The sequence below is a fragment of the Burkholderia lata genome, assembly GCF_902499335.1.
GTDB classification, from domain to species: Bacteria; Pseudomonadota; Gammaproteobacteria; order Burkholderiales; family Burkholderiaceae; genus Burkholderia; species Burkholderia lata_B.
Genome location: NZ_CABVQK010000008.1, coordinates 104,339 through 129,621 on the forward strand (window position 1 = coordinate 104,339; position 25,283 = coordinate 129,621).

18 protein-coding genes are annotated in these 25,283 nt (G+C 67.1%); 9 read left to right on the plus strand and 9 right to left on the minus strand.

All coding sequences use genetic code 11. The annotated features are described in order from the left end of the window. The first annotated feature begins 322 nt into the window (after positions 1 to 322). Positions 323 to 1,438 (plus strand): alanine dehydrogenase, encoded by a 1,116-nt coding sequence (gene ald, locus BCO18175_RS20680; RefSeq protein WP_174983600.1) that lies wholly within the window; start codon positions 323 to 325, stop codon positions 1,436 to 1,438. A 54-nt stretch (positions 1,439 to 1,492) separates the two neighbouring features. Here the strand turns inward: ald and polX are convergent, their stop codons facing one another. From polX to BCO18175_RS20700, 4 genes are all read right to left on the minus strand, one after another. After that, a complete protein-coding gene (polX, locus tag BCO18175_RS20685; protein ID WP_174983602.1) occupies positions 1,493 to 3,262 on the minus strand; it encodes a DNA polymerase/3'-5' exonuclease PolX in 1,770 nt (589 codons plus the stop codon). Positions 3,263 to 3,423: 161 nt separating this feature from the next. After that, positions 3,424 to 3,816, minus strand: a complete 393-nt coding sequence (locus BCO18175_RS20690) for a TraR/DksA family transcriptional regulator (RefSeq protein ID WP_174917259.1) — start codon at positions 3,814 to 3,816, stop codon at positions 3,424 to 3,426. 380 nt (positions 3,817 to 4,196) lie between these two features. Then, positions 4,197 to 5,612: an undecaprenyl-phosphate glucose phosphotransferase gene (locus tag BCO18175_RS20695; RefSeq protein ID WP_254608136.1), complete on the minus strand. Its 1,416-nt coding sequence runs from the start codon at positions 5,610 to 5,612 to the stop codon at positions 4,197 to 4,199. Between the two features lie 2 nt (positions 5,613 to 5,614). After that, positions 5,615 to 6,397 (minus strand): Crp/Fnr family transcriptional regulator, encoded by a 783-nt coding sequence (locus BCO18175_RS20700; RefSeq protein ID WP_174983604.1) that lies wholly within the window; start codon positions 6,395 to 6,397, stop codon positions 5,615 to 5,617. Between the two features lie 919 nt (positions 6,398 to 7,316). Between BCO18175_RS20700 and BCO18175_RS20705 the strand changes: the two genes are divergently transcribed. The 6 genes from BCO18175_RS20705 to BCO18175_RS20730 all read left to right on the plus strand — a co-directional run bounded on the left by BCO18175_RS20705 (position 7,317) and on the right by BCO18175_RS20730 (position 14,224). Continuing rightward, positions 7,317 to 8,099 (plus strand): Crp/Fnr family transcriptional regulator, encoded by a 783-nt coding sequence (locus BCO18175_RS20705; RefSeq protein WP_174983606.1) that lies wholly within the window; start codon positions 7,317 to 7,319, stop codon positions 8,097 to 8,099. Positions 8,100 to 8,273: 174 nt separating this feature from the next. After that, positions 8,274 to 8,525 (plus strand): acyl carrier protein, encoded by a 252-nt coding sequence (locus BCO18175_RS20710; protein ID WP_174917262.1) that lies wholly within the window; start codon positions 8,274 to 8,276, stop codon positions 8,523 to 8,525. After that, entirely contained in the window at positions 8,522 to 9,718 is a 1,197-nt protein-coding gene (locus BCO18175_RS20715; RefSeq protein WP_174972264.1) for an acyl-CoA dehydrogenase family protein, read from the plus strand. The genes BCO18175_RS20710 and BCO18175_RS20715 overlap by 4 nt, the downstream gene beginning before the upstream one ends. Further along, positions 9,715 to 10,689 (plus strand): amino acid--[acyl-carrier-protein] ligase, encoded by a 975-nt coding sequence (locus BCO18175_RS20720; protein ID WP_174983608.1) that lies wholly within the window; start codon positions 9,715 to 9,717, stop codon positions 10,687 to 10,689. The genes BCO18175_RS20715 and BCO18175_RS20720 overlap by 4 nt, the downstream gene beginning before the upstream one ends. Continuing rightward, positions 10,686 to 11,744 (plus strand): DUF1839 family protein, encoded by a 1,059-nt coding sequence (locus BCO18175_RS20725; protein WP_174983610.1) that lies wholly within the window; start codon positions 10,686 to 10,688, stop codon positions 11,742 to 11,744. Before BCO18175_RS20720 ends, BCO18175_RS20725 begins: the two co-directional genes overlap by 4 nt. Continuing rightward, the gene (locus BCO18175_RS20730) at positions 11,741 to 14,224 is read left to right on the plus strand and encodes a glycoside hydrolase family 2 protein (RefSeq protein WP_174983612.1); all 2,484 of its coding nucleotides are present in this window, start codon (positions 11,741 to 11,743) and stop codon (positions 14,222 to 14,224) included. The genes BCO18175_RS20725 and BCO18175_RS20730 overlap by 4 nt, the downstream gene beginning before the upstream one ends. A gap of 46 nt (positions 14,225 to 14,270) precedes the next feature. Here the strand turns inward: BCO18175_RS20730 and BCO18175_RS20735 are convergent, their stop codons facing one another. Then, on the minus strand, positions 14,271 to 15,662 hold the full coding sequence (locus tag BCO18175_RS20735; RefSeq protein WP_085037775.1) for a sigma-54 dependent transcriptional regulator: 1,392 nt from the start codon (positions 15,660 to 15,662) through the stop codon (positions 14,271 to 14,273). A gap of 1,371 nt (positions 15,663 to 17,033) precedes the next feature. Between BCO18175_RS20735 and BCO18175_RS20740 the strand changes: the two genes are divergently transcribed. Together BCO18175_RS20740 and BCO18175_RS20745 are read left to right on the plus strand one after the other, a co-directional pair. Next, positions 17,034 to 17,699, plus strand: a complete 666-nt coding sequence (locus BCO18175_RS20740) for a drug:proton antiporter (RefSeq protein WP_254608137.1) — start codon at positions 17,034 to 17,036, stop codon at positions 17,697 to 17,699. Continuing rightward, positions 17,696 to 19,258 carry a mannose-1-phosphate guanylyltransferase/mannose-6-phosphate isomerase gene (locus BCO18175_RS20745; protein WP_174983613.1) on the plus strand — a complete coding sequence of 521 codons (1,563 nt, stop codon included), beginning with the start codon at positions 17,696 to 17,698 and terminating at the stop codon, positions 19,256 to 19,258. The genes BCO18175_RS20740 and BCO18175_RS20745 overlap by 4 nt, the downstream gene beginning before the upstream one ends. Before the next feature lie 27 nt (positions 19,259 to 19,285). On the opposite strand, the gene BCO18175_RS20750 is transcribed toward BCO18175_RS20745, so the two are convergent. The 4 genes from BCO18175_RS20750 to BCO18175_RS20765 all read right to left on the minus strand — a co-directional run bounded on the left by BCO18175_RS20750 (position 19,286) and on the right by BCO18175_RS20765 (position 25,116). Continuing rightward, on the minus strand, positions 19,286 to 20,575 hold the full coding sequence (locus tag BCO18175_RS20750; RefSeq protein ID WP_174983615.1) for a hypothetical protein: 1,290 nt from the start codon (positions 20,573 to 20,575) through the stop codon (positions 19,286 to 19,288). A gap of 80 nt (positions 20,576 to 20,655) precedes the next feature. Next, entirely contained in the window at positions 20,656 to 21,870 is a 1,215-nt protein-coding gene (locus BCO18175_RS20755) for a glycosyltransferase family 4 protein (RefSeq protein WP_174983617.1), read from the minus strand. Positions 21,871 to 22,028: 158 nt separating this feature from the next. Next, positions 22,029 to 23,195, minus strand: a complete 1,167-nt coding sequence (locus BCO18175_RS20760) for an acyltransferase family protein (RefSeq protein ID WP_174983619.1) — start codon at positions 23,193 to 23,195, stop codon at positions 22,029 to 22,031. Positions 23,196 to 23,307: 112 nt separating this feature from the next. Then, positions 23,308 to 25,116 (minus strand): alpha/beta hydrolase, encoded by a 1,809-nt coding sequence (locus BCO18175_RS20765; protein ID WP_174983621.1) that lies wholly within the window; start codon positions 25,114 to 25,116, stop codon positions 23,308 to 23,310. Positions 25,117 to 25,283 lie beyond the last annotated feature (167 nt).

A 25,283-nucleotide genomic window follows, 5' to 3' on the forward strand; every position in this document is an offset into this window, starting at 1 on the left:
TCGGTCAATGCCCTCGTCTCGTTGTTTCGATGTGTTGCCGGCGAAGTTCCGGCACGCGGTCTCGGCCCGCGACACACGTGACGATACCGAAACCCGGCAACACGTGCATTGCGACGTCCGGTCGCAACCCGTCACCACGCATGTTGCGATGCAGTGCACGTGCAGGCGCTTGCGGGCCGGCCGCTTGACTTCCCTCCGCGCACTACTACCCTGTTATTCCAGTACTGCAGTCGATACGCCGCTGCGCGATCGGCCGCACGTGCAGCGTTCGCCGCATGGCGCACCTGTACGACAACGATAACGAAGGCCATGGAGGCGACTCATGCTGATCGGCGTGCCGAAGGAGATCAAGAACCACGAATACCGTGTCGGCCTCACGCCGGCCGGCGCACACGAGCTGACGCGGCACGGCCATCGCGTGCTGGTGCAGCGCGGCGCGGGCACGGCGATCGGCCTGCTCGACGACGACTACACGGCCGCGGGCGCATCGCTCTGCGACGGCGCCGACGAAGTCTTCGCGCGCGCCGACATGATCATCAAGGTGAAAGAGCCACAGCCGGCGGAATGCGCGATGCTGCGGCGCGGGCAAATCCTCTACACGTACCTGCATCTCGCGCCCGATCCCGACCAGGCGGCCGCGCTCGTGAAGTCCGGCGCCGTCTGCATCGCGTACGAAACCGTGACGGGCTCCGGCGGCGGCCTGCCGCTGCTCGCGCCGATGAGCGAGGTGGCCGGGCGCATGTCGATCCAGGTCGCGGCGACTCACCTCGAGAGCCCGCGCGGCGGGCGTGGCCTGCTGATGGCCGGGGTGCCCGGCGTGCCGGCCGCGCACGTCGTCGTGCTCGGCGCGGGCGTGGTGGGCACCGGCGCGCTGCAGATGGCGGTCGGCCTCGGCGCACGTGTGACCGTGCTCGACACCAACGTGAACCGGCTGCGCCAGCTCGACCTCGTCTTCGCCAACCGGATCACGACCGTCTGCTCGAATGCGCACACGATCGACGAAGCCGTGCGCGATGCCGACGTCGTGATCGGCGCCGTGCTCGTGCCGGGCGCATCGGCGCCGCGGCTCGTCACGCGCGACATGATCGCGACGATGCGCACGGGGGCGGTCGTCGTCGACGTCGCGATCGACCAGGGTGGATGCTTCGAGACCTCGCATGCGACGACGCACGCGAACCCGACCTTCGTCGTCGACGGCGTCGTGCACTACTGCGTCGCGAACATGCCGGGCGCGGTCGCGCGCACGTCGACCTTCGCGCTGAACAACGCGACGCTTGGGGCTGCGCTCGCGCTCGCCGACAAGGGCTGGAAGCAGGCGATGACCGACGATCCGCATCTGCGCGCGGGCCTGAACGTGTGCGACGGACACATCACGTACGAAGCGGTCGCGCTGGCGCTCGGCCTGCCCTATGTGCCGGCGGCCCGCGTGCTGGCATGACGTGACCGCATTCAAGTACGGCTAGCGGCTGACCGCACGCGCGGCCGGCCGCGTTCACGCACCCTTCGCGCCGCCGCTGCGCTTCGACGCGCCGCCCGCCCCCATCGTGCGCGCCAGCAGCGGCCTCAATTGCGCCAGCGTGCGCGTGTTCAGCACGTCGGGCCGCGTGAGCCAGCCGCGTCGCGCCTGATCGACGCCGTACGCAAGATTGTCGAGTTCGTCCGCACTGCACGCATCCGAGCCGATCGCCACCGGCACGCCGGCCTTCGCGGCCTCGCGGCACCAGATGTCCGGCAGGTCGAGCCGCCGCGGCTGCGCATCGAGTTCGACGAAGCAGCCGCGCGCCGCGGCGTGCGCGATCACGCGCGGCACGTCCAGTTCGCATGCGTCGCGCTCGCCGAGCACGCGGCCCGTCAGGTGCGCGAGAATCGTGAAATGCGGATGGTCCATCGCGCGCAGCATGCGCGCGGTCTGCGCGTCACGCGGCAACTCGAAGCCGTCGCGTACCGCACCGATCACGAGATCGAGCCGGCCGAGCATCGCGTCGGGCACATCGAGGCTGCCGTCCTCCCGAATGCCGGCCTCCACACCCTTGAGCAGCACGAAATCGTCGAACGACGCGTTGAGGCGATCGATCTCGTCGAGCTGGTGCGCAAGCCAGTCGAAGCTGTTGCGGCCGCTGCCGGCATGCGGTGCCCGGTCGGTGATGGCCAGGTACGCGAACCCGCGTGCGCGTGCCGCATCGGCCATCGCGCGCAGGCTGTCACGGCCGGCCGATGCGTCGGTATGCGCATGCAGGTCGCCATGGACGTGCTTGCGCTCGACCAGCGCGGGCAGCGTGCCCGCGCGCGCCGCGTCGATCTCGCCGCGATCCTCGCGCAATTCGGGCGGCACGTCGTGCAGCCCGATCGCGGCGTAGACCGACGCCTCGGTCGCGCCGGCAATCCGTTCGTCGCCACGAAACACGCCGTACTCGTTGATCTTCAGCCCGCCTGCCTGCGCGATCCTGCGCAACGCGATGTTGTGCGCCTTCGATCCCGTGAAGTAAACGAGCGCCGCGCCGAACGCGTCGGCATCGACGACACGCAGGTCGACCTGCAACCCGCTGGCGAGCACGACGCTCGACTTCGTCTTGCCGTGCGCCAGCACGCGCGCCACCTCGCCATAGCCGACGAACGCTTCGGCGACGGCCACCGGATCGCGTGCGGTGACGAGGATGTCGAGATCGCCGACCGTCTCGCGGCGGCGGCGGAAACTGCCGGCCGGCACGGCCTTGCCGACGCCGGCCATCGCGCGCAGCTTTTCGAGCAGCGGCAGCAGCGAGTGCGCCGCATCCGGCAGCAGAAAACGTTGGGGCTCGCGCTTCAGCCGGTCGTCGATCGCTTCGAGCAGATGCGCTTCGGTTTTCGCACCGAAGCCCGGCAGCTCGCGCACGTGCCCGCTCTTCGCTTCCGCGCGAAGCTGCTCGAGCGAATCGACGTGCAGTGCATCATGCAGCGCCTTCACGCGTTTGGCGCCGAGCCCCGGCACGTCGAGCAACTCGACGATCGCGCCCGGCAGCGCGTGGCGTAGCGTTTGCTGGAGTTCGCAGGTGCCGGTCGCGGCGATCTCGCGCAGCTTCGACGCGAGATCGGGCCCAATCGACGGAATCTTCCCGAGATCGTCGCCGTTCGCGATCATCGTCGGGATATCGCGCCCGTAGTCGGCAATCGTCCGTGCGGCATTGCGATAGGCACGCACCCGGAACGGGTTGGCGCCCTGGATCTCGAGCATGTCGGCAATCTCGGCGAACACGGCCGCACACCCGGCATTGTGGATCGGCATGATCGGCGTGGCTCCCTTCCACGTGGATGGCGCCGCACGCGTGCGCGACGGCGTCTGCCCGCCCGGCGCCGCATGCTGACGCCGCCGGGCGCCCGTTCATCATCGTACGCCGGCCGCGCCGCGCGTGCAGCGCCGTTGCGGTCGTGACGTCAGAGTCAGAGTCAGAGGGAGGCGCGCGGCGTCGTCGCGTATTGCCGCTCGTAGATCGACTGGCAATGCGTGCAGCGTTCGGCGGCCGGGCGTGCCAGCAGGCGCTCGTAGCCGACCGAGCCGTCGCAGTCGATGCATTCGCCGTAGCTGCCGTCGCGCATCCGCTGCAGCGCGCGGCCGATCGCGCGCAGTTCGGTCAGCTTCATGCCGATCAATGCATGATCGACGTCGACGAACAGATCCGCATTCGCCTCGTCGCCCTCGTCCGGCGCCGCGCCGGCGAGGTCTGCATAGGATTCCGACGCACGTTGGTCTTCGCTCGTGCGTATTTCCGCACGCAACGTCTGCTCGCTCTCGTTCAGCCGCTGTTTCAGCGTCTGCCGTTGTTGTTGGTCGAGCGCCATGGCCGTCTCTCCTGTTCCGGGTTCCGCGCGGAGCATTGCGGCGCGCGGTGTCGCGCCGGTGCGCGGCGGGCAGGCGTCACCGCCTGCCACCGTGTCCGGATGTGCGTACGGAGACACGAAGTGCCGGACGCATTCGACGCAGGATAAACCCATTGAACACGCGTGTGTTGACCGGAATCAGCGTGCACTGCGATGCACGTGAAGTGCTTGCAGAAACTGGGGACGGACGCGAAAACGCGACGCCCGGCTCGGGCCTCGCGGCCCCGCATCGCAGCCGCAGCGCAGCAATTCACCGCGCTGTCACGCCCGCACTTCGGTTCGACGTCGATCCCCTGACGTGATTGACGGCGTGGTTAGCCTCTTCCGATGATTTGTCATCCTCAGAACGCATTGCGCCCGATGAACCCCCGCACGACCGTCAACAGGATGATCTTCATGTCGAACCAGAAGCTCCAGTTCTGCATGTAGAACAGATCGAACTTCACGCGCGCTTCCATCGCCTCGACCTTGCGCGTCTCGCCGCGATAGCCGTTCACCTGTGCCCATCCGGTGATGCCGGGCCGCACGCGGTAGCGATACATGTAGCAGTCGATCAGTTGCCGGTAGAAGTCGTCGTGTTCGATCGCATGCGGACGCGGGCCGACGACCGACATCTGCCCGAACAGTACGTTGAAGAACTGCGGCAGCTCGTCGAGCGACGTGCGCCGCAGGAACGCGCCGACGCGCGTGATCCGCGAATCGTTGCGCGATGCCTGCCGCACGACGCCCGGTTGTGCGCGATGCACGCGCATCGTCCGGAACTTCAGGATGTCGAACTCGCGGCCGTCGACGCCCTTGCGGCGTTGCCTGAACAGCACGGGCCCCGGCGACGACAGCTTGACCGCGATCGCCAGCATCGACAGCAGCGGCAGCAACGGAATCAGCACGCCGAACGCGAACAGCCGGTCGAACGCGAACTTCGCCCACAGCTCCGGCGCCGAGCGCGGCGTGGTCGCGAGGTTGATCGCCGGCATGCCGAGCACGTCGGTCGCCGAGCGATCGACCACCGCCATCTGCCGCACGTCGGGCAGCAGCCGCAACTCCACGAACTCGTCGCGCAACTCGCGGACGATGCGCTGGATCCGCCACTCGTGCGACATCGGCAGCGTGAGCCATACCTCGTCGATTTCGCCGCGACGAATCAGGTCGCGTAGCGCGTTCCAGTCATCGATCACCGGCACGCCGCCGATGCCGCCGGAGGCAGCCTGTGCGTCGTCATCGAATACGCACGCCGCCACGAAAGGCCCTTGCGGCGCGAGCTGCATCCGCTCGACCGCGACACGCCCGTAGGCCGTTGCGCCGACCACCGCGACGCGGCGCTGCCGCGCGCGCGGGTCGTCACGCGTCAGCGCGAACGCCAGCAGCGCGGCACGGCCGAGCAGCAACGCGGCGTCGCCGGCCAGCACCGTGCGCACGATCCAGCGGGTCGTGATCGTGCCGCCGCGGTTCATGATCCACAACGCGGCGGTCACCGTCAGCACGCTCGCGCAGACGAGCGCCACCGTCGTCTGTGTCAGCGCATGCGTGCCGCCTTGCGGTGCCACGCCGCCACGCACGGTGCGCAGGTAGCGCGGCAGCAATGCCACCGTCAGCACGCACAGCAGCGCGATCGCGCCGCGCTGCGCGTCGGACAGCTCGCGCCACGCGAGGCCCGACGCCGCCTGCGCGGCGAGCGCGCCTGTCAGCACGAGCACGACGTCGGTCGCTGCGATCGCGGCACGCCGCATCGCATTCGTTCCACCGGACCTCGACTGCATCGTCACGCACCATGTGCCGGGAACCCGCGATGCCCCTCCGGCATGCGGGGCCGAACCGGCGTCGGCCTCGCCGTGCCGCGCGTGCCGAGCAACCTGCGATAGTCGGCGCGAATCAGGTCGTAGCATTCGCATGCATGATGTTCGAGGCCGTCGCGGTCGAGCACCGTGATACGGCCGCGGCGCTGCCGGATCAACCCAGCTTCCTGCAGGTTGCCCGCCGCTTCCGTCACGCCTTCGCGCCGCACGCCGAGCATGTTCGCGATCGTCTGCTGCGTGACGGCCAGTTCGTCGCCGTCGATGCGGTCGTGCGCAAGCAGCAGCCAGCGGCTGAGCTGCTCGCTGACCGAGTGATGACGGTTGCACAGCGCGCTGCGCGAGATCTGCGCCATCGTCGCCTGGCAGTAATTGAGCAGCAAGCGGTAGGTCGCCGGCGAGCGCTCGAATTCCGCGCGCATCACGCAGCTCGGCACGCGATAGGCCATCCCGCCGATGCGGACCTCGACCCGGAGCGACGCCGCAGCGCCACCGACCATCGTCGCCAGCCCGACCACCCCCTCGCGGCCGACCTGCGCGACCTCGACCATCGCACCGTCTTCCATCAGGTGCTGCACCGACATCATCGACGTCGTCGGGAAATGCACGTGACGCATCGGCTCGCCGACACGGTCGAGCATCCCGGCCTTGATCCTGACCAGTTCGAGATGCGGTGCGATGGTGCGGATGCTGTCCTCGGGGAGGGCATCGAGGATGGCATTCGCCGAGAAGCTCGAGTGAAGATGAAGCATGTCTGTATCCCTTTTATCGTCCGCGCCGCCTGCAGCCGCGTGCACGGAACTCGTTATAGCGATGCGTGCCAGGACGTTGGCAGGGGTTGCGGCCACAACCCTGATTGCGACTGACCATCGGCTTGTCGCCGGATCGAGTCGGTCGTCCCGTTTCGACACGCCAGCCCGAATAAGCGATTTACGTGCCAATACATGCCCATCCTTAATATATGAATCACGCCTGATTTAGATCACCCGAATTACCGGCTGAAAAACAAAAAAAGCGTCTCATTTCCGGACACTCTTCCCGGCAATGGACACCGCACACCATTTGACTGATCATTTCACCTGCGTCGCGCCGCAGAAGCCGCACCGGTGCCGCGAGGCTTGCTGTTCATATACTTACAGTCGATTTTCAATTGTTTCCATGATGTACCGGGCAGCACTCCACTGCGGCGTTACGCCTCACACGGCCGTTTGAAACTGTCTCAAATTTGAATCGGCACACTAATTTCAGGCTCTGTCACCTACCGCACATTTTGACCACAAGCCGTTGATTTACATCGTCATTTTTGCGCGCGCCATTTATTTGTCAAACAATGTTCAATGCCTTTAACGCACTTTAACGATGCGATGCACGCCCCCCGCGCGATTGATCACCGGCCGACACGGAATGAATGATCGACGTCGCATTCAATTTCCGGATGATTAATTCCGTCGAAATGAATCATTAAATCCAGATAACGTTTGCACCCAGCCAAAATCGTCAAACTTTGTGAAATGACGCAATGTGCAATTGATTGAATTCAATGGCGTGCTAGCCTTTTCGCCAGTATCGTCACTCCATTTTTGACGAACACAAGTCCGCACGATCGTGCGAATCCCCCATTTCGGGGTATCGCCGCGACGACGCGCGACCGCCACCCTACGAGGATGCGCCGTGACTCACCAGGCCCCTGACGCCGTCGCGTACGCGAACGGCACGATCGAGCTTTCCCACAGTTTCGATGCGAACCGGTTTCTCGCGGCCATCGACCGCGACGAGCTCGCGACGCTGGTCCCCCACCTTCAACTCGTCCACCTGAAATCGGGGCAAGTGCTCTGCGAACCCGGCGAAATGCTCGCGGCGGTCTACCTGCCCGTCACGACCGCGATTTCGCTGCAGTACGTGTCGTCCGGCGGCATGACGCTGGAAGTCGCGGAGATCGGCAGCGAGAGCGTGGTGTGCGACGACGTGATCGGCGGCAGCGGCCGGATGCCCTGCCGGGCCGTCGCCTGCCGCGACGGTTTCGTCTACCGGCTCGACCGGCGCGTGTTCGCCGCCGCGTTCGATACGTCGCCGGTGATCCGCCATCTCGTGTTCATCTGCGTGCGGCTGCTGATGGCGCAGGTCTCGCAGATCACGTTCTGCAGCCGCCATCACGTGCTCAAACATCAGCTATGCAGATGGTTCCTGCTCGCGTACGACCGGACCCGCAGCATCGAGATCCAGGTGACGCACAGCATGCTGGCGCAGATGCTTGGCGTGCGGCGCGAAACGGTCACCGATGCCGCCGGCGAAATCCAGAAGCTGGGCCTGATCCGGCAATACCGGAGCTCGATCGAGCTTGCCGACCTCGACGGCCTCGAAAAAATGTCGTGCGGCTGCCGCGCGATCGTGCGCGACGAGATGAAACGCATCCTGTCGGCCGACTCGTGCGTGCCGGCCGCGTCGCGCGCCTGACCGGCCTGCCGGCGCGTCGGCGCCGCGCTTCCGCGTGCGAGGTTAGCTGTTTGTAGGGTGGCGAACAGAACGCCGTGTCTGCCAATGGTCTACTGATGCCGGACTGCCGGGGGGACGTCAACGCGTATCGCGCGTCTGCCCGAGCGGACGACAACACGCACGCCGGAGCAGCACGTGAAAAACGAAATCAGAACCATCCTGAAGCACGTCGCCCACCTCGAAGCCGCGATCGATTCGATCGGTGACGGGGACGACCTCTACGACGCGGGCCTCTCCTCGCTCGACACGATCCAGCTGATGCTCGCGATCGAGAAGCAGTTCAACATCGAGATTCCCGACGAGATGCTGAACCGCAACCTGTTCCGCAGCATCGACGCCCTCGCGGACACGATCGCCACGTTGCAACGCACCGAGCATTCCGCATGAGCGCGCTGCTTCCCGAACTCGCGACCGACAGCGATTCACGTCGGCTCGACGAGGCCGCGCATGCCGTCGCGCAGATCGCCGCGCAGCACGCGGACGCGGTCGACCGCGACGCGCGCTGCCCGGTCGAGGCAATCGAGGCGATGCGCGCGCGCCGCCTGCTCGGCGCGATGGTGCCGACCCATCTCGGCGGCGCTGGCGCGTCGCTGGAAGACATCGCATCGGCCTGCTCGATTCTCGGCCAGGCCTGCGCGTCGTCGGCGATGGTGTTCGCGATGCACCAGATCCAGGTCGCCTGCATCGTCGACCACGCGCTCGACCAGGGCTGGCACAAGCTGTTCCTGCAGCAGCTCGTGCGCCACCAGTGGCTGCTCGCATCGGCCACGTCGGAAGACGGTGTCGGCGGCAACCTGCGCGCGAGCCAGTGCGCGCTCGAAACCGACGGCGGCGAGTTCCGGCTGCGCAAATCCGCGCCGACGATCTCGTACGGCGACTACGCGGACGGCATCCTCGCGACCGCGCGACGCGATGCGGACGCGCCGGCTTCCGAGCAGGTGCTCGTCACGCTGCTGCGCGACGGCTACACGCTCACGCGCCGCGGCGAATGGGACACGCTCGGGATGCGCGGCACCTGCAGCAACGGCTTCGAGCTCGACGCGCAAGGCGCCGCCGTCCAGTGCCTGCCGGTGCCGTTCGCGAAGATCGCCGAAGAAACGATGGTGCCGGTGTCGCACATCCTGTGGGCCGCGGTATGGATCGGCGTGGCCGGCGACGCGTTCCATCGCGCGCACCAGTTCTTCCGCGCGCAGGCACGCCAGACCGATGGCGCACCGTCGCCCGCGTCGCGGCGCATCGCCGAATCGCTCGCGCTGATGCAGGCGATGCAGGCCCGCGTCGACAACGTGCTGCGCCTTCATGCGAATCCGGCGTCTCGCTCGTGGTCGGCCGGCATGGCCCGGGCCGCCGAGATCAACACGCTGAAGACCTACGTGTCGACGACCGCGCTGGAAGTCGCGCACCAGGCCATGATGATCTGCGGGATGGCCGGCTACAAGCAGGGCACGCCGTTCAGCATCGGCCGCCACATTCGCGACCTGCATGCGGCGCCGCTGATGATCAGCAACGACCGCATTGCCGTCAACACCTCGAACCTGCTGCTCGCGCTGCGTCCTGCGACGCTGGAGAAACATACGTGAACGATCGCCTAGCCGTGCCCTCCGCCGCCTCCGCTCCCGCCGATGCACCGATCGACCGCGCGGGCGTCAACCCGCTGCGCGACGAACTGATCGACGCGGGCCTGCTGGTCTCGACCGGCATCCAGGGCCTGTTCGGCCGCAGCGAGCGGTTCGAGCGTGTCGTGGAAGCGCTCGACGCGTTCGTCACGCGTATCGGCGCCGACCAGCAGGCGGAAGTGCTGCGCTTCCCGCCGGCGATGAGCCGCACCGAGTTCGAGCGCAGCGAATACATGAAGAGCTTCCCGCAGCTCGCGGGCAGCGTGCATGCGTTCTGCGGCGACGAGCGCCAGCACCAGCGCGTACTGCAGTGCCTCGATCACGGCGACGACTGGACGGAAAGCCAGAAGCCGACCTATGTCGTGATGACGCCGGCCGCGTGCTACCCGGTCTACCCTGTCGTCGCACGCGCGGGCGCGCTGCCGGCCGACGGCCGGATCGTCGACGTGTTCTCGTACTGCTTCCGCCACGAGCCGTCGCTCGATCCGACCCGCATGCAGCTGTTCCGGATGCGCGAATACGTGCGGATCGGCACGCCCGAGCAGATCGTGTCGTTCCGCGAGACCTGGATCGAACGCGGCACGCGGATGATCGAGGCACTGCGCCTGCCCAATGCGATCGATCTCGCGAACGATCCGTTCTTCGGGCGCGGCGGCAAGATCGTCGCGAACAGCCAGCGCGAGCAGAACCTGAAATTCGAACTGCTGATCCCGATCGAGCACGACGGTCGCCAGACCGCCTGCCTGAGCTTCAACTACCACATGGACCATTTCGGGCTGCTGTGGGACATCCGCACCGCGACGGGCGACGTCGCGCACACGGGCTGCGTCGGCTTTGGTCTCGAACGGCTCACGCTCGCGCTGTTCCGCCACCACGGCTTCGACATCGATGCGTGGCCGCGCGAAGTCCGCGACGTGCTGTGGGGCACGCCATGAAATTCGTGTCCCGAGGCGGCGAAGACGCGTCGTTCGAGGATGTGCGCCACCGCGCGCGCCACTACCGGCCGCATCCGCTGCATAGCCAGGAGATGGTCTGGAAACAGACCAACTGCTACGTCGACATGTGGCTTGAGGTGCTCCGGTGGTGGGGCTTCAATCCGTACGCGGCGCTGCCGTTCACGATCGCGCTCGATTTCGAGGGTGACCAGTTCACGTTCTTCAAGTTTCCGCACGACGAACTGGAGCGGCTGTACGGGATCGTCGTGCAGGAGCACTCGATCTACGAATCGCTCGACCAGCACATCGAAACGCAGGTCGCGCGCGGCCACCTGATGATCGTCGAAGTCGACGCGTGGTTTCTGCCCGATACGCGCGGCAGCAGCTACCGGACGCAGCACACGAAGACGACGATCGGCATCGACGCGATCGATCGAGCGAAACGCCAGATCGGCTATTTCCACAACAGCGGCTATTACGTGGCCGAGGATTTCGACTACAACGGGCTCGTCGGCGGCAGCTCGCCGATGACGCTGCCGCCGTACGTCGAATGCGCGAAGCGGCGGTTTGCGCCGCTCGACGAGCGCGAGCTGTGCGAAACGTCGCTCGCCGCGCTGCAGCGCCACCTGCGGCGCCTGCCGGTCGTCGACCCGATCGCCGCATTCCGGCGGCAGTTGCAGACCGACGCGCGGACGCTCGCCGATTCGCCGCTCGAGCACTTCCATGCGTACTCGTTCAATTCGGTGCGGCAACTCGGCGCGAATTTCGAACTGTTCGGTCACTACGTGCGCTGGTTGCAGGCCAGCGGCTGCGTCGGGCCGTTCACCGAGATCCGCGCCGCGTGCGACCGCATCGCGTCCGAAGCGATGGTGCTGGAATTCCGGCTCGCGCGTGCCTGCGCGCGCGGCAAGGAGGAGCGCGGCGACTCGACGCTCGAAGCGATCCAGGCCGCGTACGCGGATGTGGTCGCCTGCGCGCGGCAGATCGCGTTGCCGCTGCGGCACATGACGTCCGCGCGCAGCGACACCGCGGCACCCGTGCCGGTCATGCGGTGACGCGCACGCGTGCCCTGCCCGCGTGGTCGATGCTGGCGACGGCCGCGGGTGCCGCGCGGGAACCGCGCGATCTCCCGGCCGCGGGCGACGGCTGGATTCCGGCGACCGTGCCGGGCACCGTCGCGCAATCGCTCGCGCTCGCCGGCCGGCTCGACGAAGCCGAATCGCTCGACGAGCGCGACCACTGGTACCGGATCGAGCTGCGCGGATACGGGCCGCGCGTGCTGCGCTTTCACGGCCTCGCGACGCTCGCGCAGGTGTGGCTCGACGACACACCGGTCCTCCACTCCGACAGCATGTTCGTCGCGCACGACGTGCCCGTATCGCTCGACGGCACGCACCGGCTGATCCTCTGTTTCCGCGCACTCGCCCCGCACCTGCGCGACACGCGCGCGCCGCGCCGGGCGCGGTGGCGCACGCGGCTCGCGGAGCCTGCAACACTGCGCACGATCCGCACGTCGATGTTCGGGCACATGCCGGGCTGGTTTCCGCCATACGTGCCGACCGGCCCGTGGCGGCCAGTGGACGTGCTCGATCCAGCCGACGGGCCCGTTCTCGTCGATTGCGACCTGCACGCGCGCATCGAAGGCGACACGGGCTGGCTCGACGCGGAACTGACGTTCGCCGCGCCGCTGCCCGACACGCTCGCGGCACGGTTGTCGTGCGGCCAGCACCACGCGACGCTCGAACGTGCGGGCGCCGACCGTCTGCGCGCCAGCGTCGCGGTGCCCAACGTGTGCCGCTGGTGGCCGCATACGCACGGCGAGCCGGTGCTGTACGACGTTGCACTGCATATCGGCGACGAACGGCGGCCGCTCGGCGCGACGGGCTTCCGCACGATCGAGGTCGACACCGGCGCCGACGGCAAGGGCTTCGGGCTGCGCATCAACGGCGTGCCCGTATTCGCGCGCGGCGCGTGCTGGAGCAGCGCCGCGCCGCTCGCGCTGCACGCCGACGACGCCACCTACGCCCGCCTGCTCGGGCTCGCGCGCGACGCCGGCTTCAACATGATCCGCGTCGGCGGCACGATGACCTACGAGGCCGACGCCTTTCACGCCTGGTGCGACCGGCTCGGGCTGCTGGTCTGGCAGGATTTCATGTTCGCGAACTTCGACTATGCGCTCGACGATCCGGCGTTCGCGGACAACGTCGACCGCGAAGCCCGGCAGTTCCTGTCGCGCCACGGCGCATCGCCGTCGCTTGCCGTACTGTGCGGCGGCAGCGAGATCGCGCAACAGGCCGCGATGTCCGGGCTCGGGCCGAAGCAGCGCTTCCTCGAGCTGACTGCCGACCGGCTGGCCGGCCAGGCGGCCGCATGCCGGCCCGATGTGCCGTACGTGCCCGATTCGCCCGACGGCGGCGTGCTGCCGTTCGCGCCGCGCGAACGCGTGTCGCACTACTACGGCGTCGGTGCGTACCTGCGCCCGCTCGACGACGCGCGCCGCGCGGACGTGCGCTTCGCGAGCGAATGCCTCGCCTTCTCGAACGTGCCGTGCGACGCGACGCTCGCCGAGCTCGGCTGGCCCGGCGTGCACGAGCCGCGCTGGAAGGCGGCCGTGCCGCGCGACCCCGGCACGTCGTGGGATTTCGAGGACGTTCGCGATCACTATCTGCAAACGCTCTACGACGTCGCGCCCGACCGGCTGCGGCGCGAGGATCCGGCGCGCTACTTCGAGCTGTCACGCGCAGTGATCGCGGACCTGATGCGCGAAACGTTTTCCGAATGGCGGCGCACCGGCTCGCGCTGTGCCGGCGCGCTCGTCTGGCAGTTCCTGGACGTGATGCCGGGCGCCGGCTGGGGGGTGATCGACGCCGCGCACCGGCCGAAATCGGCGTGGCATGCGCTGCGCCAGGTCCTGCAGCCCGTACAGGTGCTACTGGTCGACGAAGGCTTGAACGGGCTCGACGTGCATGTCGTCAACGAGCGCCCCGCGCCGCTGTCGGCGGCGCTCGAGCTGGTCGCGCTGCGCGACGGCCGCACGCCGGTCGCGCGCGCGGGCTGCCCGGTGCGGATCGCGGCGCACGACACGGTGCGGATCGGCTCGGCCGAGCTGCTCGGCCGCTTCTTCGACTGGACCTACGCGTACCGCTTCGGGCCCTGCGAGCACGACACCGTCGTCGCGACGCTGCGCGCCGACGACGGCACGCTGCTGTCGCAGGCGTTCCATTTCCCGTCCCGCACGCATCCGGCCGTGCTGGCGCGCCGAGAACTCGGGCTGGAGGCATGCGTGTCGCGCACCGGCGACACATGGCACGTCGACATCGACACACGGCACGTCGCGCGGCATGTCCAGATCGATGCGCCGGGCTACGTGCCGCGCGACGACTGGTTCCATCTCGCGCCCGGCACGCCGGCGCGCGTCGCGCTCGTTCCGCTTGAAATGATCGGGAAGAATGGGGCCGCGGCGGATGTGCCGCCGGCCGTGGAAATCCGGGCCGTGAACGCCGCGCGCACGGTGCGCGCCACGCAGGCCGGTTGACGCGACGCTCGCGGCGGCTGAAAGCCGCGAGCGCCCCTGTCGAATCTCAGTCGGACGAGCCCGTGCCGCGCGGCCGCTCGATCCCGTATGCCTCCATCCAGCGATACAGCGTCGCGCGCGACACGCCGAGTTCGCGTGCCGACGCCGCGACGCGCCCGCGCGTGCGCAGCAGCGCCGTTTCGATTGCCTCGCGCTCGATCGACTTGCGGATGTCGGCCACCGACGGTGACGCGGCATCGAGGCAGTATTCGAGTTCGAGATCCTGCGCGGTAATCAGGCGCCCTTCCGTCATCACGACCGCGCGGCGCACGCGGTTGATCAGCTCGCGGACATTGCCCGGCCAGTCGTGCTTGTAGAGTGCCGTGATCGCATCCGTCGAGAATCCGCGCACGCGGTGGCGCGCGTCGCCGCGGAAACGCTCCAGCATGTGATGCGCGAGCAGTTCGATGTCCTTGCCGCGCGCGCGCAGCGGCGGCTGGTCGATCCGCATCACGCACAGACGGTGGAACAGGTCCGGCCGGAAGCGCCCTTCCTCCATTGCGCCGCGCAGGTCGACGTGTGTCGCCGACACGATCCGGACATCGACCGGCACCGGATCGCTACCGCCCAGGCGATGGATGGCGCGTTCCTGCAGAAAACGCAGCAGGCTCGCCTGGCTCTCGTGCGGCAGGTCGCCGATCTCGTCGAGCAGCAACGTGCCACCGTTCGCCGCTTCGACATAGCCGATCTTGCGCGCGTTCGCGCCGGTAAATGCGCCGCGCTCATAGCCGAATAGCTCGGATTGCAGCAGATGGGGCGGAATGGCGCCGCAGTTGACCGCGACGAACGGGCCGTTGCGGCGCTCCGAGTGACGATGGATCGCGACGGCCGTCAGCTCCTTGCCGGTCCCCGTTTCGCCGAACACGAACACCGGTGCGTCCGTGCGCGCGAAGCGCCGCACCGTATCGAACAGCCGCAGCATCGCGCTGCAGGTGCCGACGATGCCTTTCTCTTCCGATTCGAGCCGTTCGCGATCGCGCGCGAACAGGCACTCCATGCCGTACGCATGGCCGACCGTATCGGCGATCCGCTGATGCGATGCGGGCAATGTGACGTAATCGAAGCAATAGTCGCGCAACAGCGCGCGCACGTTCGGCGAAGCCGTCTGGCCGACGTCGACGAGTGCGACCCAGACGACGTCGCGCATCGACGCGCAGGTCGACGCGATGCTGCCGATCGCATCGGCATGGCCACCGCTCAGGTCGAGGATGCCGCAGGTGATTTCGCCCGACGTGTCGCGCAGCTCGCTCGCCTGCGCGACGATCGACACTTTCCAGTCGCGCCGCGCCAGTTCCTTTCGCAGCATGACGGACGGCGACTGCGTCCAGTAAATCAGCGGACGCTGCCCGTTGCCACTCCCCGCGCCGGCGCTCTTATCGCGCGTTATTGGCATATTCATAACGAACCATCACTTTCTCCACTCCGCGAACCGTTCGCGTGCGCTGCGGCCGGCGGCGCATGGCCGCCTTTCCGCGCTGCGTTTCCGCAGCTTTGGCGAAGATCGAAACTGCACACGGCGAGAGCCCCCGGAGGTCGAGCCGGATGTCATCCGGCCTCGTTGTCATCGAACTCGAAGGGAACGCGCGGCTGCGGGAGCCACGACGTTCCCGCTTTGACGCGACCCGCCATCCAGGCGAAGCGCATCGGCAGACGGGAATGCCGTCGGCATCTGCGTCACGTCGTACACGACCGTTGCGCACGATGCTGAACCGGATGGCCGCCAACCCGTTCCAGGAATGACCGCCGCATTTCATCCGCTCCTGAATTTACACCCCGTTTCGAGATGGGCTTGTTACCAAAAGATAATCCTGAATCAACCGGTTACGCGACCGGTCGCCCCGCACCACGCGCGTTTGACCACTGAGATTTGATTATCTATGAGCATTCCAGTCAATCAGTGGCAAATACTACTTTTCCGCAAAATGGGGGCGGTCGATTGCCTGTTATTTCCATCGAAATCCCCGGGAAAGACCGATACCGCATTCCACTCGCCACATAATCGCGCGCACTGCCGATCGGCCGCATCGTATCGCGACGGCGCGCGGCCCGCTCATTCCCCGCTCGTCCGTTACATGCCGTAATCAACCGCACCGCATCGCGCATCACGTTTCGCGGTGCCGACGCACGGCGGCACACATGCCGCTCGCGCCGGGCGTTCGCCGGTGAGTCGTCATTGCCACGTGTGAAATCGGTCGTGCCGGCGCTCGTCTCCCGCAATGCAGCATCGTGGTCCGGCGCGCGACGCACCGGCACGTCGCGACCGGGTCCGGCGCGCCGTCGGTACGGATGGGGTCTGCCTGTTGTCGTCATCGGCCAGGCGCCATCGCCTGATCGCAAGCGGCAACAACGGCAGATCGCTGCGGTAGCGCATGCGTGCAGACAACGGCATGCGGATGAAGGACGTGTGCACCGCTCAGGCACGCACGCTCCTGAAGGAATTCGACGCGGCTGCACACGGTCGGCCTGCGCGATGCAGCCGACCGCGTGCATGAGAGTGTGCCCGGCACCGCCATGCACGATCGGCCCGTCGTGAACGCTCGCAATCTTCAAGTCTGCCCCCGGGGTCTTTATTGACATTCGATGCTGACTGGCCGCGCATCGAGGCGGGCCGCCAGGATGGGTCAATTATGGAAAAGCACCGGCCGCCGCGGTGTGTGCTACCGCACCTTGCGACGCTCGCGCGGCACGCCGGGGCCGCGCATGCCGCACCGGCCGGGCGAATCCGGATCGTGAGTGCGCTTTCGAACAGACCGGCGCACCGTGCACCCGGATGATGAGGATCGCCGCGCTGCACGGAACGATCGCGTCCGTGCGGCACGGCGTGCCGAAGGCATCACGCGAGGACAGCATCATGGAATGGCATTGTTGTGAATTCGAACATCTGGGCGCCGTCGATCTCTATGCAATCCTGCGCGCGCGCAACGCCGTGCTGGTGGTCGAGGACGCGCACACGCATCTCGACATCGACGGCAAGGACGCCGGCGCGCTGCATGTCTATGCACTCGTGCGCGACAGCGACACGACGGAAGTCGCGGCATACGCGCGCATCCTGCCCGGTGACGACATCGACCCGGACGTCGTGATCGACAAGGTGCTGACAAGCGAAAGCCGCCGCGACGACGATACGCTCGAGCGGCTGATCGAGCGCGCACTCACCGCCGCTCAGGCGGCATGGCCCGACGCCGCGGTGCGCACGCACGTCCCGGCGCTGCGCCAGGCGTTCTACAAGCGTTTCGGATTCCGCAAGGCCTATGGCCCGTATCTCGAACAGGGGGCGCCATTCGTCGGCCTGGTGCGATCAGCCGACCGCGCCGCAGGCGCGCTGCGCAGCCTGCTGTCCCGGGCTGTTTCCGCACACCGGCCGCGCAACGACGACGCGCGCGCCGACAGCCGCACGCACAACCGGCAGCCCGCCGACACCGGAGCCAATCGATGACCCGCACCCTTCACCCGGTTCCCGAGCCCGACCTGCCGCGCATCCTGCCGGTGATTCTCGCGGGCGGCTCGGGCACACGGCTGTGGCCGCTGTCGCGCGAGCAGTATCCGAAGCAGCTGATCGAGCTGGTTTCGAACGAATCGCCGCTGTCGGCGACGGCGCGCCGCCTGAACGGCATCGCGAACGCGTCGCTCGGCGATACGCTGCTGCTGGTCTGCGGCGAGCAGCATCGCGTCATGAGTGCCGCACAGGTGCTCGGCCGCGCGGCGCCCGCCCGCATCCTGCTCGAACCGGCCGCACGCAACACCGCGCCCGCGCTGACGCTTGCGGCACTCGACGCGAGCCAGCTCGCGGACGATCCCGTGCTCGCCGTGATGCCGGCCGATCACGTGATCACCGACGTCGGCGCGTTCCAGGATGCGATCGCGCGCGCGGCGCGCTACGCGCAGGAAGGCGCGATCGTCACGCTCGGCGTGCTGCCGCGTCGCGCGGAAACGGGCTACGGCTACATCCAGGTCAGCGAGCCGCGTGCGGGCCGCTGCGGCGGCCAGGGTGGCTACACAATCGGGCGTTTCGTCGAAAAGCCCGATGCGGCACTTGCGGAGCGCTACCTGCAATCGGGCGACTACTGGTGGAACAGCGGGATTTACGTCACGCGCGCCTCGGTCTGGCTGAAGGCGATCGGCACGCTCGCGCCCGGCATTCTTGCGGCCTGCGAAACCGCATGGCGCGCGGGCATCGCCGAGGATCCTTTCTTCCGGATCGATGCGGCCGCCTTCGACGCGTGCCCGTCGGACTCGATCGACTATGCGGTGATGGAACGCCTCACGGAACACGGCGAACTCGGCATCGAAGGCATCGTGGTACCGCTCGCGGCCGGCTGGTCGGACGTCGGCACCTGGGATGCGATCTGGGAAATCATGCCGAAGGACGATCACGGCAACGTCGCGCGCGGCCCGATCGTGTTCGAGGACACGCAGGACAGCCTCGTGCGGTCGGAGGGCCGCCTGATCGCGTGCGTCGGGATGAAGGACGTCGTCGTGATCGAGACGCCCGATGCCGTGCTGGTCGCGAACAAGCACGACGTGCAGCGCGTGAAGAACATCGTCGCGCGCCTGAAGACCGACCGGCGCCCGCAGGCGAGCGAGCACCGCAAGGTGCAGCGGCCGTGGGGACACTACGATTCGATCGATCTCGGCCAGCGCTTCCAGGTGAAGCGGATCGTCGTCGACCCCGGCAAGCGACTGTCGCTGCAGATGCACTATCACCGCGCCGAGCACTGGATCGTCGTGCGCGGCACCGCGAAAGTGACGCGCGGCGACGAGACGTTCCTGCTCTGCGAGAACGAGTCGACGTATATCGCGGTCGGCGAAGTGCATCGCCTCGAGAATCCCGGCCGGATTCCGCTCGAAATCATCGAGGTGCAGTCGGGCGACTATCTCGGCGAGGACGACATCGTCCGCTTCGACGATCAGTACGGCCGGCCGACCTGCGCACCGCAGGAGCCGGACGCATCAAAGCCGGCCGCGCTTGCGCTGCCGACGGCGAACGATGCGTGATGATCGTGCCGCCGTTGCCTGCGCGAATCAGTGCACGACAATGGCCGCCGACACGACGTTCTCGATGAACGGCTTGCCGACCGCCTTGATGAAATAGGTGCCCGCGCGGCTGTCCGGAAGCGGAATGCTCGTCGCATCGGCCGGATAGCGGCCGGCCAGCCTGAACGACGCGGTGCCGAGCTGTTCGTACAGCTCGAGATGGTCGACGGTTTCCTGATGGGTGATCCGGACGGTCACGCTCGCACCCACGGGCTGTGCGTCGATCGCGGTACAACTGGCAATGCCGGTTTCGAGCGCGCTCCCCTCCTCGTAGTCGTTCCACGTAATCAACTGGACGAACGGCAACTGCTGCCGCGCGCTGTAGCGCTCGTTGATGCTCTTGAACGTATCGAGCCAGGTTTTCCCGCACGATGGCGCGAGAAAGCGCGGCGCCGCGGCGCCCCACGATGCCTTCGAATCGTCGAACCCGCTCCATGCGCCGCCGACCGTGATCGTGCCCGGCGGCTGGTTCCGCGCGATGTTGTAGAAGCGCTCGCGATACAGCAGGTCGTGCCGCGTACCGGCTGCCTGCGGCGTGGCCCACGACGACGGTTGCGCCCAGACATACGCGCCCTTGCCATACGGAAGATCGAAGCCTTGCACCAGCGTATGGATCCAGTAGATGTCGGGATACGCCGCATGAATGCGCGCCCAGTCGGCCTTCCCGACTGCGTCCATCCCGAACTCGGACACGACCGGATGGCCGTCATGACGCAGATACTGGTCCGACGTGAAGTATTCGCGGCTGATGTACGCCAGGTTGTTCAGGATCGTCGCGGTCAGGTCGCAGCCGCGACACGGATTGAACTTGAAGGAGCCGCTGTCGATCATGATCGAGAACGTCATCCCGGGAAACTTCGCCAGTTCAGGCAGGGACGCCCGCCATGCCGTGTCGACGAAATGCCCCTCGCCGTACCAGTCGACGATCACGCCGTCGATGCCGCGCGAGCGCATGTCGGCAAAGGTACGAAAAGCCTGGTGCGGATCGTCGGATCGGTAGCCGACGTTCACGCCTCGCGGGTCGGGCCCCCACCACGGCAGGTAATGGGCCAGCACCTGCGTCGTACTGCCCGGGTACAGCAACGTATGCACGTCGATCTTCGATATCGACGACGTGCCGCCGAGCAGGCCGTTCGACGAGCCCTTGAAATCGCGGCTGGCGGACGTATTGGCCGGCGCGAGCGCCGCCACCCGCACACCGTCATGGCAGTAGCCGTGACCGGCCGACAACGCCAGTGCACCAAGCGCGACCGCCGCGATGCGTCGACATGCCCGCATGACATTCCTCTCGAGTGAGTGTTGCGGCCGCGCAGCGAACGCGCGACCGGTATCGTCGGGCGACGAATCCGCGCCGCGCCCTAGTGCCCCTGTTGACCGCCGAGCCCCATCCAAGACGCGAGCTGCGCCGCGTAGTGCGCCGGCGTGTAGGCCGAACAGTCGTAGTGCCGACCGGCAGTACGCAGGTGACGGTTCAATTCGTCGAGCGCGCCCGTCAGGCCGGCCGGCGAATTCCGGTACAGGATCTTGTTGCCGATCTCGCTGCCGAACGTCGACAGGCTGCCGATTTCGTGCGCGAGCACCGGCAGCCCCAGCGTCGCCGCCTCGACCATGACGAGCGGTGCGTTTTCGGCCCAGACGGACGGCAATACCAGCGCATCGTGTGCGCGCAGTGCATGAAACAGCGCGTCGTGGCCGAGCCGCCCGGCAAAGCGCAACCGCTCGGCCTGAACCAGATCCTGGTGGCGTGCTTCGAGCTCCGCGCGCAGCAACCCGTCGCCGTACAGCGTCAGACTGCCGATGCGACGGAAATCCGTCCGGCGCGCCAGTTCGATGAACTCGTGAATGCCCTTCTCCGGGTCGAGCCGCCCCACAAAGGCAAGATCGAACTGCTCGCGCACACTCACGCGCGGCGGGAACGGCTCTGCCAGTCGGCTCACCGGATTCGGCAGCAACGCGCTGTTCGTGATGCCTCGCTGCGCCAGCGCCGTGCGCATGTACGGACTCGGGCACAGGAACACGTCGAATATGTCGCGCGGATTGCAGTACGCGTACACCGCATGCCAGTGCAGCTTCTTCACCGTGTCGTGGAGACGCCCGCGAGGGCTCGCCAGTGCGAGCAGCCGCGCCGGATTCGACAGCGCATCGACCGGAACGGGCACCGGGCGGCCGTCGCGATAGGTCAGCATGTTCGGGTTGTAGAACACCAGATGGTAATCGTGGCACGTGAGATACGTGCGGAATCCCTGTTCGCGGCGGCGCCGTGCGAGGACCGGCAGGATCGATTGCGTCAGCAGGTTGTGATAGTTGTGCACGAGCACGTGATGCGGGCGCACCTCGTCGAGCAGCGCCGCCAGCGCGTTCGCCGCGGCGCGATTCCAGCCGCGCGTGAACGCGCCTTCGCCCGGCGCGAAACTCGTCTCGTCGAACGAGTACACGTCGACGTCCGGAATGTTTCGCAGCACCTCGATGGAAGTCTGGTAAACCTCCTCCGCGCCCCCCTTTCTCGCGTAGTCGTTGATGACGACAACACGCGTGGCTTCCGCACGGGAGCCGATCGAAGATAATCCGTTCAATTCGGCATCCGGAACGTCGGTTGAACAATCCGGTATCTCGGCATGCCGCCGTAACCATCAAGCCCGCTTGCACTCGCCAGCATCATTTCCACTCCGTACAGTCCATTCATGTCGGCAACTCGCGATTGCCGTTTCAAGCCGTCATTCGCCCGTGCCCGTCAGTTTCGAACCGGGTCTTGCGCCGCGTTGACCGGACGCGTTCCGACCGGCAGGTCGCCGCGTTGCCGCGACGCGGTCAGGCGGTGCGCAAGCCGCACACAGGGCGCCTCGCAATACCGGTAGCTTGCGTACGACAGCGCAATCAACGGCACGACGGGAACGATCATGTAGACGCCCAGCGGCCAACCGGTCCATCGATAGTGTTCGCACAGCCAGTAGAACGCGAACAACGGGATCGCGTGAAACAGGTAAACCGAGTAGCTGACCTCGCCCAGCTTCGCCACCATGCGCAGGCGAACCTTCAATACCGTCGCCATTGCCACGAAGATCGCGACGCCGATCACGTACGCCAGCGACGACGGAAGATGCGTCATGTTGTGATGCCGCCAGTCGTTGGCGGCCCCGATCAGCGCGACGCCGGCGATCATCGCCGTCAGCAGGCCGACGACGGACCGGTACGTCAGCGCGATGCGGCGGTGTTCGCGTCGCCCCCATCGCACCTGCAACACCGCAAGCGGATGGTCGTAGGCCTGACGAAAGCACGCACCCCAGAACATGATCGCGAGGTGATACGGCATCGCCTTGTACTGGCCCAACGTATTCTCAGGGAACACGTGCAACCCGAGCGTGACCACGAAACCCGCGCAGAGCCCGATGCAGACGAGCGCGAGATCGCGCATCCGGTGCAGCCCGCCCCACCAGAACAGCACGAGACACAGCCCGTAGAAATACAGCTCGGTCTCGAGCGTCCAGTAATGCCCCATGACGGGCTCCTGCCCCAACGCAGTCGGAATCATCGTGGCGTTCGCGACGATCAGCCACGCGCTCACCGGCTTTCCGAACAACGTCCAGAAGACCAGGCAACCGACCGGAATCGACAACCAGAATGCCGGATACAGCCGCAGGAAGCGCCGGATCAGGAAGCGTCGCGTGCCCGATCCGGCGGGGCCGCGCAGGCTGACCGGTATCAGCAGGCCGCTGATGCCGAAGAAGACCACCACGCCGATCCGTCCGAAATTGACGGCGCGCTGCAGCGTGTCGAGCCACTGCTGAGCGCCCGCCAGCGGCGCGAACCGCTCGGCGTAGTGGGTCCAGATGACGAACAGGACCGCGACGGCGCGCATCGCGTCGATATGGTCCAGACGTCCGGGGCTTTCGGGGTTCATCGTCAGGGTCGCGTAGAGGCCGGGCAGTGTCGCCGAATACAGGCGAGTTACCGTATCACCGCACCGGCTCTCCGACTGTGCGACATCTGACACAGCCTCCGCCGGCCCCGCATCACGCGGGCGATTCGGCCTTGACGATCCGCCCCGCCGGTGCGCGTCGCGCGTCGAGCCCCTTGACGAACTCGCTGCACAGCCCGACCACCGCGTCGACCGCATGCGAGCTGAAGACGCTGTGATCGAGATCGTCGAGCACGACGGCACGCGCGCCCGAAAACCGGGACAGCCGCTTGCCGCGCGGGCCGAAGTACATCGTCATCAGGTCCAGACTGCTGTCGTATGCGCCGCACACGAACAGCGTGCTCACCTCCTTGCGCTGCAGCGTGCGCAGGATGTCATGAGGCTCGACCGGCATCGTCTCCGCGCACGACCATCCGGCGATCCGACGTCGCCACGCGCCGATCCGCACGGCTGCGAGCGTCGTCACGCGCTTCAGCACGAGCCGGACGAACGGCATGATCCTGCGCTTGCCGGCCAGCACCTGTTTCCATTTCTCGACCTCGAAGAACGAAGACCGGTAACCGGCGATCGAATTGGGACGATGCCGGCGCAGCGCGTCGGTCGACAGGCCGTCGGGCATGTGGAAGCTCTGCAGGTTCACCGATATGACGCCGGACAGCGCCCGCCCCACGAGCGCCGCGCGCAACGCACTGTAAGCGCCCGAGCAGATGCCGAACGACACGACGTGCCGATATCCCTGCTCCTTCAGCCAGTGGGCGGCCGTCGAGACGTCCTCGACGACCGCGCTCGAATAGACCGGCTGACGCACGTCGTCCGGCGTGCCGCCGCCGCGTACCGATGAACTGTCGCCGATCCCGCGGCCATCGAAGCGCAGCGACGCGATGCCGCGTCGCGCCAGCTCCCGCGCGATCCGTACCGACAGCCGGCTATCGCCGACATGCGAGCTGGCCGACGTATTCGTGATCAGCAGAACCGGCCCACGGTCGTGCATCGCATGCGGCATGCACATGATGCCGAACAGGCCGGCCACGCCGAACCTGACCGGCTGTTCGCAGGCTTCCGGCGTGCGAAGCATCAGGCCGGCATCCTTGCCCGGGTTCGATACGGCACGTGGCGGCGGCGCCCGCCGGGCCGCCGTGGCCGCGACCCAGTCGACCACCGCGTCGAATACACGGGTGGGCAAGCTCGAGAACGTGGTTTCCTGCATGAACGCGGCATAGCCTTCGAAGGACCGGTGCTCGACCGAGCCGCCCAACTCTTCGAGCCGCTTGTGCAGCGATTCGCTGCCGCCGGCATTCACGTCGACGATCAGCGTGCCCGATGCCGGCGCGCTGGTGCTGTCCTTCAGTGCGTCGACCGCGTCGAACGCATTGAGCCGTGCGCGGAACTCATGACTGTAGACCTGTCCGAGCACGTTGAATGGCGCGTCCTTCGGCTGCGCGTCCCGCAACGGCGCAGGCAGCTGGTCGAGCCAGATATTGCGCATGATCGACAGCTCGCGCACGTAGCTGCGCCCGCTTGCCACCGGCGCCAGCAATACGAGTTGATCGACGTCGCATCGACCGGCCGCCAGCAACGCGAAAGCCGCGCCCAGCCGCAGGCCGCACAGCGTCACCCGCGCCACGCCCGTTTCTTCGCGTAGCCGCGCGATGGCCGCGCACACGTCGTCGACGGCCGTCTCGAACTGGTCGCTCGCGCCATCGGCCCCCTCGGAATCGCCCGTGCCGCGGTAATCGAAGCGCAGCACCGGCATCCCGCGGGCGGACAGGCGGTCCGCCAGATTCCGCATGCCGCCGTGACTCCAGACGGATTCGTGCCCATAAGCGTTGCACAGGACGACGCCCCGCGTCCCGCTGCCCGGATGCAGCCATCCGAACCGCCCGCCAAATATGATCGGTCTCATTTTCTATTAGGTATCGGTGAAGAATGGTTACGGCGTCCTTCGGCCGAACTGCTGAATCGATCGGCCGCGGGACGGCAAATCGCTCACGGAAGACATTCCCCTTTCCGGTGGCCACGCTGCACATGCGCGGTCCGGAAGCCAGTCGTCCGCAAGCCGTTCAGGTCACG